The organism is Acinetobacter sp. 1000160 (assembly GCF_000588715.1).
Classification (GTDB): domain Bacteria; phylum Pseudomonadota; class Gammaproteobacteria; order Pseudomonadales; family Moraxellaceae; genus Acinetobacter; species Acinetobacter courvalinii.
In genome coordinates, this window is record NZ_JFWP02000015.1 from 14,502 (window position 1) to 27,297 (window position 12,796).

Here is a 12,796-nt window from a genome sequence, read left to right on the forward strand (position 1 = left end):
TTCGCTACACACGTCAAGCACAATTTTCAAAAAATTTAAGAAGTGGGCCTATAAGCCGGGTTCTGTCGAGGACGATCATTCCTCTAGGCGTACAATCACTCATACGCTCAAGCGACCTACCCGAATCCAGCACGGGCCGTGCCTCAGGATTCCTATTTGGTCTTGCTTCAGGTGGGGTTTACCTTGCCGTGAACTGTTACCAGACACGCGGTGCGCTCTTACCGCACCCTTTCACCCTTACCTCACGAATGAGGCGGTCTACTCTCTGCTGCACTTGCCGTCGGCTTTCGCCGCCCAGGCGTTACCTGGCACCTTGCCCTTTGAAGCCCGGACTTTCCTCCCCTGCTTCAGTCACGGAGACCTCCACAGCAGCGACCGTCCGGCCCACTTCGTGGCGCATCTTACCAAAGTTCGCTGTTAATTGCTTGCATTTTTTTGCGCAGTCAGCTTTTTATATTTCTCCATCAACTCATCATGCGATTCCACATGCTGAGGATCTAACGGAATACAGTCGACCGGGCAAAATAACTGACACTGTGGCTGATCATGATGTCCGATGCACTCTGTACACAGTGCAGGATCAATCTCATAAATCAGCTCACCCATATAAATGGCGTCATTGGGACAGACAGGTTCACAGACATCGCAGTTAATGCATTCATCTGTAATATATAAAGACACGTTACCAACCTTGTTGATGTTTACGTTCAAAGGCCTCGACCACAACCGCAGGCACAAATTTGTTTACATCACCTTTTAAACGGGCAATTTCTCTCACCAGTGTCGATGAAATAAATGAATATTGCTCAGATGGAGTTAAAAATACCGATTCAAAATGTGGATCAAGCTGACGGTTCATATTGGCCAGTTGAAATTCATATTCAAAATCTGAAATTGCTCTTAAACCACGCAGTACTGCTGTCGCACGCTGTTCACGGAAAAAATTGACCAGTAAGCCATCAAAACCGACAAACTCAACATTGTTCAAATGACTGAGTGAGGCTTTTGCCAATTCAACACGCTCTTCTAAACTAAATACCGGATTTTTATGATGACCAATCGCAATGGCAACCACAACTTCATCAAACATTTTTGATGCTCTTGCAACCAAATCAACATGTCCATTGGTTATTGGATCAAAAGTCCCCGGATAAATCACACGTGTTTTAGACATGCGGTGTACTCTAGTGAATGAGATAAGGTGCGTATTTTAACAAATCTTCAGCCTAAACGCGAAATTCCTAAACATTGGAAAAAGATTGCGTTTTGCGGCACAATAGAAGCAATTGTGGAAGTTTGAATTATGGCGCAAGCAACAGTTGTAAAAAAACATAATGGTGGCACGATTGCTCAAAACAAAAGAGCGCGCCACGATTACTTTATCGAAGAAAAATTTGAAGCAGGCATGTCTCTCCAAGGCTGGGAAGTAAAATCCCTACGCGCTGGGCGTATGAGCCTGACGGAAAGCTATGTCATTTTTAAAAATGGTGAAGCTTATTTATTTGGTTCACAAATTCAGCCGTTACTGTCTGCATCAACACATGTGGTTCCAGAAGCAACCCGCACCCGCAAGTTGCTATTGTCTCGCCGTGAGCTGGAAAAACTACTCGGTGCAGTCAATCAAAAAGGTTATTCATGTGTACCATTGGCATGTTACTGGAAAGGTCATCTGGTCAAGCTTGAAATTGCCCTGGTAAAAGGTAAGCAATTACATGACAAGCGTGCGACCGAAAAAGACCGTGACTGGCAGCGTGATAAAGCACGTATCCTGCATAAATAAAAAAAACCTCCAATTTATGGAGGTTTTTTTTATTTCGATCTTCAACTTACACATGTTTGAGTCTTAATTCAGTCAGATATTGGCCAAACTTGCGTGCTGTTTCCAGATCACCTTCTGGCGGCGTTACTTCAACACTGGCATTGTCTGATTGCGTCATTAAACCGAGAAAGCTCGACATCCGGTTAATATCCGATTGACCACGCCCAGTTGGCATAAACGGCAAACCTGCCCATAACATGCCATGCTGCATTGCAAATAAATTAATCTGCTGCAATACGGCCAGCTTATCACCGCTGAGTCCACCGCCATTGGTAAAACCGGCAGCCAGTTTGCCTTGCCAGGTACGCGCCAACCAGCGTTTGGAGGAATCTTCCATAAACTGTTTCAAGGCAGAAGTTAAGCTTCCCATATAGGTTGGGCAGCCCATGACAATCACATCCGCCTGATCGAGCAAGTCCCATTGCGGTGCAGCCACAGATAACAGATGCACTTCGGCACCTGCCTGCTCTGCGCCCTGAGCAATGTATTGCGCAACTTTGGCCGTGTGCCCATAAGGACTGTGATAAACCACACACACTTTGACCTGGGAAGAATTCAACTCAATAACAGACATGGAAAATTTAAAAAACCAAGGAATTAGATCAAGTTTAACATTTTTAAACGCGACTAGGCCAATCGGCAATGCAATGCCGGCAATTTATTGCATAAATACAAAGCTGGCCATGCGACCCGTTTTGGCATCACGGCGATAGGAAAAGTAATCTTCAGCTTGCTGATACGAACACTGATCACCCCCCAGCACCTTTTCCACGCCCAAACGCTTTAAGATAAAACGAGCGATTGCATACAGATCTGCCTGATATTTCCCCTCGACCTGCCCTGCCATAAATGCAGATGCCAGTTCAGGATATTTCTCACAGAAAGCAGCCTTGACTTCTGCCCCGACTTCAAAGCATGGCTGGCTAATGGCGGCGCCTAACCATGCCCAACTCGGCTGAGACTGCATTTCAGCGATTGTATTTTCCACAATGCCTGCCGCCAAACCGCGCCAGCCGGCATGCAGATTGGCAACTTCAGTCCCTTCAGCATTGCCCAAGACCACAGGCAGACAATCAGCAGTCATCATCATTAAGGCATGACCGGCACGTTGTGTGACCAGACCATCGCCCTCAAGGGCAACAAATGGAATTTGTTCATTCACGGTATGACAAATGGTGCTGTGGGTTTGCGTCATCCAGGTGATTTTATCCACGCCGAATTCACTCAGTTGATTCAGCAAGATCATACGATGTTGCTGAACACGCTGCGCCTCATCATTGACATGCAAAGCCAGATTAAACCCTGACAAACTCTGATTCGGCGTTGCGACTGTGTCTGGATGGTCAATGCGTGTTTGGCCGACAAAAACACCTTGGGGCAGACCTTGTACAAATTCCATAAATATCTCCAGAGCTCTCTTTTCTACCCTCAACCTCTCCCTTGCGGAACTATAATCGTTCCTCATCTCCTCAAAGAGAAGGAAATTTAAAGCACTGTAAGGCATTAAATTCACCAAAGTATCCTTTAAGGAGGAAGGTTTAGAGGGAGCTAGCGCTTCAGTTAATAGGCTTCATTTTCACTGCGTAGCACTTCTACCAATTGCGTGAAGTCTTCTGGCCACGGCGCTTCAAACATCATTTCTTCGCCTGTGCGCGGATGCACCAGACCCAGTTTGGCTGCATGTAAGGCCTGACGTTTAAAGTTACGCAACATATTACTTAACTTTTCTGAAGCACCTGCAGGAAAACGCACACGGTTGATATATACCGGATCTCCAACCAGACCATGACCTAAATAACTAAAATGGACGCGAATCTGGTGAGTACGTCCTGTTTCAAGCTGGGCCTGGACACGGGTAAAGTCACGGAAGCGCTCTTTCACATTATAGTGAGTCACCGCATCACGACCGCCCGGCAAGATTGCCATTTTGACACGATCCACTGGATGACGTTTGATCGGCTCATCAATGGTCCCACCTGCGATGATATTGCCGTAGGCAATCAGATCATAAACGCGATAAACCGTTTTCTTTGCCAGTTGCTTACTCAGTGAAAACTGAGCTTCCAGGTTTTTAGCCACCACCAGTAAACCACTGGTGTCTTTATCAATACGATGCACCAGACCGGCACGAGAAAGTTCGGCCAGTTTTGGTTCATGATAAAGCAATGCATTTACCAAAGTTCCAGATGGATTACCTGCACCCGGGTGCACCACCATGCCGACTTCTTTATTGATCACGATGATATCGTCATCTTCGTAGACAATATTTAACGGAATGTTTTCTGGCTGGCTTGAGGTTTGCGCTTCAAGCTCAACTTCAAGTGTCAAGAGCTCATTTCCTTCACAGCGGTACTTCGGCTTCACAATGTTACCATTTACCAACAGATGGCCGTCTTTCATCCATTGCTTGAGTTTTTCCCGTGAAAACTCGCTCCACACCATTGCGGCAACCTGATCAATACGTTGCCCTAAATAGTTTTCATCGAGTTGAATTTGCAACGATAAACGTGTTGCAGTTGAGTCAGAATTATGATTATCTGCATCGACAGAATCTTCGAGTAAGAAATCTGTTTCAGAGATGTTTGAATTGGAAGATTGTGCTGAAGTCATTTGATGATCGGTACAAAAATGGTTTAATAGCACCATTGTAGCTCATTGCCCAGAATAACAGAGGAGTTTTTATGTCGCTACCACGTTATAAAATTACGGTGCTTGCACTATCTTTAGGTGTAGCGTCTGCATTTGTGGGCTGTAGCAGCAATCCAAGTAAGAAAGAAGTGGTTGATAAAGGACCACAATCAAGTGAACAAGTTTATTTCGAAAAAGCGCAGAAATCACTTGAACGCAATCAATATACCGATGCGGTCAAATCACTTGAAGCGTTAGATACCTACTATCCAACGGGACAATATACCCAACAGGCACAGCTTGAACTTCTCTACGCGAAATTCAAACAGAAAGATTATGAAGGGACGATTGCGCTTGCAGAGCGTTTTATTCGTTTAAACCCGCAACACCCGAATGCTGACTATGCTTACTACGTGCGTGGCGTTGCCAACATGGAAATGAATTACGACAGCCTGATTCGTTACACTTCATTGCAGCAATCACACCGTGATGTCAGCTATGTAAAAGTGGCGTATCAGAACTTTGTTGACCTGATCCGTCGTTTCCCAAGTAGCCAGTATTCTGTAGATGCCGCACAGCGCATGAAATTTATTGGTCAGGAACTGGCTGAAAGTGAAATGAATGCAGCGCGTTTCAACATTGAACGTAAAGCATGGCTGGCTGCCGCTGAACGCGCACAATGGGGGATTGAACATTACCCACAAACTCCGCAAACCCCTGAAGCTTTAGCCACTTTGGCATATAGCTATCAAAAATTAGGTGATCAGGCGACCTCTCAACAATATGTTGAAATTCTCAAGCTGAACTATCCGAATTTAGTTAAATCGAATGGTGAAGTGAATTTACGTGCAGCACGTAAAGAAGGTAGTTGGGTCAACCGTGCCACTTTAGGTCTGTTAGGACGTGAATCAAAAACCGTACAAGTGAAAGAACAAGCCAAAAGCGATACGGAACAACGCAGCTTAACCAACCGCTTAAGTTTTGGCCTACTGGATAAACCTGAAACTGAAGCAAACGTTGCGCCAGCGCCTGTGGCTGCTCCGGAAGCACCCGCAGCAAGTACAGACAAACCAAGCTGGAAAAACCGTTTAAGCTTTGGCCTGTTAGACAAGCCTGAAGCAAAAACCACGACTGAGGACGATGCTGCAAACTAATTTGCAATCATCTGATACAGCAAACAGGCAAGTCTCCCTTGCCTGTTTTTTATTTTATGCAACAATGATTCCTAACATTTTTGCGCTGCAACAATGTTTTACTCCCTGTCTGAAATGGTTTAACGCACATGGCAATTCCACAGCATACGATTGATCAAATTCTGGATCGAACCGACATTGTCGATTTGATCGGTCAGCGTGTGAAGTTAAAAAAGACGGGGCGTACCTACTCCGGCTGTTGTCCATTTCATCAGGAAAAATCACCGTCTTTCCATGTCTATCGTGACAAGCAGTATTATCACTGCTTTGGTTGTCAGGCCAATGGCAATGCCATCCGTTTCCTGATGGATATCGACGGCCGTAACTTTGTCGATGTGATGAAAGAGCTGTCTAACAAGACCGGTGTCGACCTCCCCAAAGATAACCATGACAATAAGAAACTCTCTTATAAACGCAGTCCGCAACAAGCTGCTGCTCCTCAACCGGTAAAACCTGTACAAGAAAATCCAGTCGCACCACCTGTAGTCGACGAATTTATCGATGGACATTTTGTCGATATGGATCGGGTGATGGATGATCCGTTTGCCCAGTTTGATCCCTCATTCAACATGGATGAACAGGTACAGGAAGGTAATCTGTATGATCTGCTGGAGAATGTGGCGCAGTTTTATGAACGCCAGTTACCGAATAGTCAAAAAGCCCAACACTATTTCAGACAACGTGGCCTCTCGGCACAAACCATCCAGTTTTGGCGTTTAGGTTATGCACCAGAAGACTGGCAGCATCTTGAAAAAGCCTTTCCACAAGATATTGAAGGCTTAAAACAGCTCGGCCTGATTCGCTCAAGCGACAGTGGCCGGGATTTTGACTTGTTACGTGAACGGGTGATTTTCCCGATTCGCGATCATAAAGGTCGTGTGGTCGGTTTTGGTGGTCGTGCACTGAATGACGAGATTAAACCGAAATATATCAACTCACCCGACTCGGAAGTGTTCCATAAAAACCAGTTGCTTTACGGTCTCTATGAAGGCCGTAAACTGAAAGCCAATGACTGGTTGATGGTGGAAGGCTATATGGACGTAATTGCGCTACAGCAATACGGTATCAATGGCGCCGTCGCAACACTTGGAACAGCCAGTAATGCCGATCACTTAACCACGTTATTTAAACAAAACTCTAGAATTACCATTGCCTTTGACGGGGATGCCGCAGGACAAAAGGCCGCGCGCCGTACCTTGGAAATTGCACTACCGCTACTGAATGATGGCCGTGAATTAAAATTCTTTGTTTTACCCAATGAACATGATCCTGACTCGCTGATCCGCCGTGAGGGTCTGGAAAACTTCCAGAAATTACTGCAACAGGCGCCGCTGTTATCCGACTTTGTGTTTGCCCATTTAACCGGACAACATGACGTCAGCACGCCTGAGGGTAAAAGTCTGGTGATGGGTGAACTGCGCGAACTGACTGAATTGTTGCCTAAGCACGGTTCTTTCCGCTATTTGCTGAGTCAGTCTTTCCGTGAAAAGCTGGGTTTAGGCAAACGTTTTACCCCCCAAGTCAGTCACGATGCCTCATTGTCTTTTAACATCCAGACCAAAGATGAAGATTTTGCGGTAGCGATTTTGATGCACCATCCCTTCTTGTACATTCATTTTGAAGAATTACGCGCGGTGATTGATCAGGATGAATTACTGGCAAAAATTTTAGCCGTATTGAATATCGTGTTTGATGAATTGCCTGATGATCAGGAACTGGCAACCTATTATGTGCTAGGTGCATGTAGTAGTTATAGTCATGAGCTGGCTGATATTATGCAACGCACTAATATTCAATCTTTAACTCAAGCACCTGAAATTGCAGATAAACTTGCCAAAGAATATGCATTGGGTTTACAAGAAAAATATCTGCGCTTAAAACTTAAATCGCCGATTTCCTTGATTGAATCACGCAATTTGCGTCAACAGCTGAATGAGTTAACCAAGCAAATTAGTTTGCGCTTGCTGTCTTAAGAAAAATCTCTCGTTTCACGAGAGATTTTTTATATCCCGATCTATTTTTGGATTACCATTGATATCCAATAGCAGCAGAACCCCCAAAATCACCTTGAGTATTCCCTGTTCCTGCCAACTTATAAATAACTTTATTATCTTCTGAGATTCCACTCATTCCAACTGCAAATCCTTGTTGACCTTTCCAAGTACCAGTACCTGCACTCACCATGCTATAGCCAGCATTACTAGGCTGTGGTAAAGATGCTGTTGCAAGACTCGCTGCTGTAGCTGCATAAGAGTCTTTTTTAAAAGATTGCAAATCTTCATTTAAACGATCAACACGGAAATCAGTATAAGATTTAGAATTATTTAAAACATTGATACTCGCTCTTTCCATTTCAGAACGAATCGTTGTAGCTGTTTCAGTGGTATTTTTATACGCCAGCGCTAAAGTTTTTTGATCACCATCCTGTATGGCTTTATTTGCTAAGGCTAAAGTTTCTTTATCACCATCCTGCATCGCTTTATTTACTTTTACAAATTCTGCTTTATTCTCATCACGTAAAGTTTTTGCAGTATTATCAGTATAAGTTTTCGCATCAGCTAAATTTTTTGTTGAAGCTGCGTTCAATTGTCTTAAATTAACCGCCTGATTATCCTGTGTAGCATCAGCTAAAGAAGAGATATTCGTTCCTTGTAAATCTATATTTTTTGCATTTAAATGCCCCGTTACTTCTAAAGACTGAGTCCTCTGCTTTTCACTCTCTAAGAACTTTGCATAGATATCATTACTCACAATATTCCCTGTAACATTTCCTCTTATTGTGCCTTTAACTTCCAAATCTTTCGTAATAATTTTTTCATCAACAACTAAATCATCACTTATATAACCATAGCCTTTTAAATATAAATTAGCCTTACCGGTGTTCTGCTCTGAAATTTCTAACAGCGTGTTGTTATTGTTATCCGTCATACGTATATTATCAGCATTCAATTCTGTTGCTTTTAATTCTCCGACAACGGTAGATGTACCATAAATATAGCTCTCTCCGTGCATATAGAAATAAGCATCTTCAGCAGCCCCTGCTGAAATTGAAGCTACCACTGCACCATACGGACTTTTAACTTGCAGATTCTCTGTTACAACATCTTCAGCACGAATATGTGTATTTAAAATTGAGATTAGCGACAGGGTTAATATTTGATGTTTTAATTTCATTATATAGTTCTTTCTTAAAGTGATTTTTTCAGATGCATAAAATACTTCTATTCTATCTGCTATGCAAATATATAAATCGTTATTTACTCTAAAAAAATTATTTAGTTAATATCATTCTTAGGCAAATCACTGTTTACTTATAAGTTAAAATAAATTCTTAAATCCAACTAAAAAGTATTCTTACCGTCTCGGCTTACGCTCATGCTCAAATACGTCTTGTAAATGCTGCTGTAGCCATTCGAAATAATCTGGATTTTCAGCTTTGGCGGCTTCTCTTAGCAAGATTGAGGTCGGATGCATTAACTTCTGGGTTAAACGATGCGCGAACTCTTGTAAGACCTGCTCTGCGGCATGACCATGCTGTAATGACTCTAAGGCATGCGTCAATTCTTTCTGACTGATTTCTTCACTATGCTGACGATAGGCCTGAATGGTACCACTCGCCTCTTTGACTTTTTGCTGGGTCATCAACTGGGTGGCCAATTGATTGACCATAACCTCGGCTTCAACCGCTGCCTGACGACGTTGTGCCAGATTTTCATCAATTACGCTTTGCAAATCATCAACGCCATACAAATACACGTTATCCAGTGATTCAACTTTAGGATCAATATCACGTGGCACCGCTAAATCGACCATCAGCATCTGTTGATAGCGACGTTTTTTCAATGCCGCTTTGACATCTGAATATTCAATCACTTGATGCAAACTACCTGTACAACTCGAGATGACATCTGCTCGATGCAAATTCTGTGCAAGTTCCGTAAAAGGAATAATTTCAACATCGACCTGATGGGCAATTTCCTGTGCCAGAACATCGGCACGTTCACGGCTACGGTTACAAATCAGGATCTTTGCCACCCCCATTTCAGCCAGATGTTTGGCGACTAAACTGTTCATCTCGCCCGCAGCCACCACCATTACGGTCAGTTTTTCTGGACGGCTAAATACTTGTAATGCCAACTGAGCAACGGCATAACCCATTGAAACGGCATGACTTCCGACAGAGGTTTCAGAACGGACCCGCTTGGCGGCATAAAAGGCATATTCAAAGACACTGTTCAGTTCAGGTGAAACGGTTTCTGCCTCTTTTGACAGCGCCAAGGCACTTTTTACCTGTCCCAAAATCTGTGGTTCACCCAGCATCAGCGAATCCAGACCACTGGCAACCCGCATCAAATGTGTAACAGCCTGAGCATTCTCGTAACGATAAACATGATGAATTAACTGTTTTACATCAATATTATTCACTTGGGCCAGCCAGTTCAGGACACTTTCCGCATCTTCTGTCATGGCATAGACTTCGGTGCGGTTGCAGGTCGACACCACCACAAGGTCATTCAAGGATGACTTCTGGTTTTGTTCAAGCAATAGCGCAGCTAATCGCTCTGCATTGAAAGCAATTTGTTCACGAAGTTCAACAGAAGCTGTTTGATGGTTGACACCCAATGCAAAGAAAGACATATCAGATCATCATTTCGCTAAATTTATGTTATTGTGCAACATCGGTGTCATAAAAAGCATTACTTTGGATCAATAAAAATTGCGTCAGCTATATCGCCGTACCCTTTTTAGCGGCAAGACGATTAGACGGTATTCTACCACAATCTTGTTGTTAGGTAGCATGAGCTCTTATGTCTCTGCACAAGCAATACACGACATGTATGCAGATAACAGCTTTGAAAATGCTTTACAACAAAGCATGATTGCTGAATTTTCTCTTGCTTATGATGATATTGCAACCGCTCTACACAATTATACCGTGCTTGCAATTCGTAGTAATTCAACCACCATCAAGCAGCGCGCCCTAGATGTTGCCTTAGAATATAATGACTTACAGTCTGCCTTAGACATTGCAACCCATTGGGTAGAGCAAGAACCCAAAGATGTACCAGCGTTATTCTATTTATCGCATATCGCGCTCAAAACGCATGAGTACGAGCTTGCTGCAAAAACACTAGATAAAATTTTAAATATTGATCCGACTGCCGATCTGGAAGAAATTTTAGCCGGGATTGCCCCCGAACAGGCACAAGACCGCGAAGTGCTGTTAAATGCCCTGCGTGCCAGTGAAGAGCGTAACAATCCCTCTATTCTGGCCTTGATTGCAGGTTTAGAAGCGCAAGATGGTTTGTATGAACAAGCGCTTAAAAATATTAATCGGGCATTACGAAAACGCTCGAAAACCACCAGTTTCATTTTAATGAAAGCCAATCTGCTCATGGCTTTGCAAGATGATGAAGAAACACAGAAATGGTTTGCCAAGGCAAGTCGCAAGAATAAAAACAATATTGATATTCGTCTGGCCGAAGCACGCTATTACATTCAGATCAACCAGCAGCAGCAAGCTTTAGACAAACTTGAAGATATCATTAAAGATCATCCCAAAGCCGAAGAAGCCCTGTTTATTGCAGGTTTGACCAGTATTGACCTGAAGCAATATGAAAAAGCCGAGCAATATCTGGTGGAATTACGGTCATCGGCCAAATATCAAAATGAAGCCTATTACTATCTGGCGATCAATGCCCAGCGCAAACAGCATTATGAAACAGCCAAGGCTTATTATCGTCTGGTCGATGGTAGCCTGTATATCGTTTCCCGACGCAACATGATTGCGATTTTCGAGAAACAGGAACAGCTCAATGATGCCTTACGCTTCCTGACACAGGAACGTGTTAACTATCCGCAACATGCCAGTTTCCTCTATCAGGCACAGGCCGATATTCTCAAGAAAATGGATAACAAAAAGGCCGCTTTGGCGTTGCTGGATGAAGCCATCAAGAATTTGCCGGATGATCCGGAACTGATTTATGCCGAAGTGCTGTTACTCGACCCATACACAGATCGGGAAAAATTAGACAAAACCTTAAAGCAATTGCTGGTGCTTGAGCCGAATAGCCCAACCTATCTAAATGCATATGCCTACACCCTGGCCTTGCAAAACCGCCGCCTCAAGGAGGCGCGTAAATACGCCGAAATGGCACTGGATTTTGCACCTGAACAGGCATCGATTCTGGATACTCTGGGTTATATCGCTTTCTTACAAAATGATTTTGACACAGCTGCCAAAGTGCTTGGTCAGGCCTATTCGCTCAGTCAAAATGTCAATATTGGTATTCGCTATGCCAAAGCCTTGTATATGCAAGGCGCACTCACGCAATTTAGCGAGGTGTTACAGCAATTGAAACAAAAACATGCCAATGCCCCACAATTACAACAGCTTGATAGCTTAATCTTACCCATCACTGTAAAAAAGAGTTAAACCCATGCGCGTGTTTTCAAAATTATGCTTCGCCGTGTGTAGCAGTAGCATTTTGTTTTTAACCGGTTGTCAGAGTCTGAGCCAGCCCAATAAAGTGATTGCTTCACCACAACTACAAGACGAAAATAATTTTAACCTGCAAGGCAAAATCGGTGTCCGCACACCGCAACAATCTGGCAGTGCATTTTTTACATGGGTACAACAACAGGATCAGTTTGATATTGAGCTGACCGGTATCCTCGGCGTAGGTAAAACCCAGATTGAAGGCAAACCTGGTCAAGTCACCTTAAATAGCGCTAAAACAGGCTTGATTACGGCCGCAACACCAGAAGAATTACTAGAAAAAGCAACCGGTTGGCAAGCGCCGATTATGCATCTTGCCTACTGGATACAAGCCAAACCCGCAACCCAGAATGCTCAGGTGAGTAAAGATGAGCAAAATCGTCTTAAACAGCTAGTTGAAGATGGCTGGACTGTAGATTTCAGTTATAACGATGCACAAACGCTTCCGAATAAGCTTTTGTTGAAGCAAGCTCTTGCAGACGGTAAAGAAAACCGTATTACAATGGTGATTCAAAACCGATAATTTTTTAGATTATTTTTTATGATTAGAGTGCCTTCCCCCGCCAAGCTGAATTTGTTTCTGCATATCACCGGTCGTCGTGACAATGGTTATCATGAATTACAGACCATTTTTCAGTTGATTGATTTATACGACTG

12 protein-coding genes, 1 other RNA gene and 1 pseudogene are annotated in these 12,796 nt (G+C 43.5%); 6 read left to right on the forward strand and 8 right to left on the reverse strand.

What is annotated here, in order from left to right; all coding sequences use genetic code 11:
- Window positions 1–35 precede the first annotated feature (35 nt).
- The 3 genes from rnpB to coaD form a co-directional block, all read right to left on the reverse strand.
- An RNA gene (gene rnpB, locus J699_RS19010) (RNase P RNA component class A) lies at window positions 36–391 on the reverse strand.
- 26 nt (window positions 392–417) lie between these two features.
- Window positions 418–681, reverse strand: a complete 264-nt coding sequence (locus tag J699_RS0218945; protein WP_005229038.1) for a YfhL family 4Fe-4S dicluster ferredoxin — start codon at window positions 679–681, stop codon at window positions 418–420.
- 1 nt (window position 682) lies between these two features.
- A complete protein-coding gene (coaD, locus tag J699_RS00380) occupies window positions 683–1,174 on the reverse strand; it encodes a pantetheine-phosphate adenylyltransferase (RefSeq protein WP_004770918.1) in 492 nt (163 codons plus the stop codon).
- A 129-nt stretch (window positions 1,175–1,303) separates the two neighbouring features.
- On the opposite strand from coaD, the gene smpB reads away from it, so the two are divergent.
- Complete coding sequence (gene smpB / locus J699_RS00375) at window positions 1,304–1,780, forward strand: SsrA-binding protein SmpB (RefSeq protein ID WP_005229036.1); 477 nt, start codon at window positions 1,304–1,306, stop codon at window positions 1,778–1,780.
- Between the two features lie 46 nt (window positions 1,781–1,826).
- Here smpB and J699_RS00370 read toward each other — a convergent pair whose 3' ends face one another.
- The 3 genes from J699_RS00370 to rluD form a co-directional block, all read right to left on the reverse strand.
- Entirely contained in the window at window positions 1,827–2,393 is a 567-nt protein-coding gene (locus J699_RS00370) for a flavodoxin family protein (protein WP_005229035.1), read from the reverse strand.
- Between the two features lie 84 nt (window positions 2,394–2,477).
- On the reverse strand, window positions 2,478–3,218 hold the full coding sequence (gene pgeF, locus J699_RS00365) for a peptidoglycan editing factor PgeF (RefSeq protein WP_032867915.1): 741 nt from the start codon (window positions 3,216–3,218) through the stop codon (window positions 2,478–2,480).
- A 161-nt stretch (window positions 3,219–3,379) separates the two neighbouring features.
- A complete protein-coding gene (rluD, locus tag J699_RS00360; RefSeq protein WP_032868283.1) occupies window positions 3,380–4,429 on the reverse strand; it encodes a 23S rRNA pseudouridine(1911/1915/1917) synthase RluD in 1,050 nt (349 codons plus the stop codon).
- A 71-nt stretch (window positions 4,430–4,500) separates the two neighbouring features.
- Here rluD and J699_RS00355 point away from each other — a divergent pair, with 71 nt between their 5' ends.
- Window positions 4,501–5,601, forward strand: a complete 1,101-nt coding sequence (locus J699_RS00355) for an outer membrane protein assembly factor BamD (protein WP_032882996.1) — start codon at window positions 4,501–4,503, stop codon at window positions 5,599–5,601.
- Between the two features lie 128 nt (window positions 5,602–5,729).
- The gene (locus J699_RS00350) at window positions 5,730–7,613 is read left to right on the forward strand and encodes a DNA primase (protein ID WP_032867918.1); all 1,884 of its coding nucleotides are present in this window, start codon (window positions 5,730–5,732) and stop codon (window positions 7,611–7,613) included.
- Between the two features lie 52 nt (window positions 7,614–7,665).
- On the opposite strand, the gene J699_RS00345 is transcribed toward J699_RS00350, so the two are convergent.
- Window positions 7,666–8,814, reverse strand: coding sequence for a YadA C-terminal domain-containing protein (locus J699_RS00345; RefSeq protein WP_032867920.1), 1,149 nt, complete (start codon window positions 8,812–8,814; stop codon window positions 7,666–7,668).
- A 180-nt stretch (window positions 8,815–8,994) separates the two neighbouring features.
- On the reverse strand, window positions 8,995–10,278 hold the full coding sequence (gene hemA, locus J699_RS00340) for a glutamyl-tRNA reductase (protein ID WP_032867922.1): 1,284 nt from the start codon (window positions 10,276–10,278) through the stop codon (window positions 8,995–8,997).
- Window positions 10,279–10,357: 79 nt separating this feature from the next.
- Between hemA and J699_RS00335 the strand changes: the two genes are divergently transcribed.
- From J699_RS00335 to J699_RS19385, 3 genes and pseudogenes are all read left to right on the forward strand, one after another.
- Entirely contained in the window at window positions 10,358–12,076 is a 1,719-nt protein-coding gene (locus J699_RS00335) for a tetratricopeptide repeat protein (protein WP_032867924.1), read from the forward strand.
- Between the two features lie 4 nt (window positions 12,077–12,080).
- A complete protein-coding gene (gene lolB, locus J699_RS00330; protein WP_032867926.1) occupies window positions 12,081–12,662 on the forward strand; it encodes a lipoprotein insertase outer membrane protein LolB in 582 nt (193 codons plus the stop codon).
- Between the two features lie 18 nt (window positions 12,663–12,680).
- Window positions 12,681–12,796: pseudogene (locus J699_RS19385) on the forward strand (4-(cytidine 5'-diphospho)-2-C-methyl-D-erythritol kinase); the annotation flags it as partial.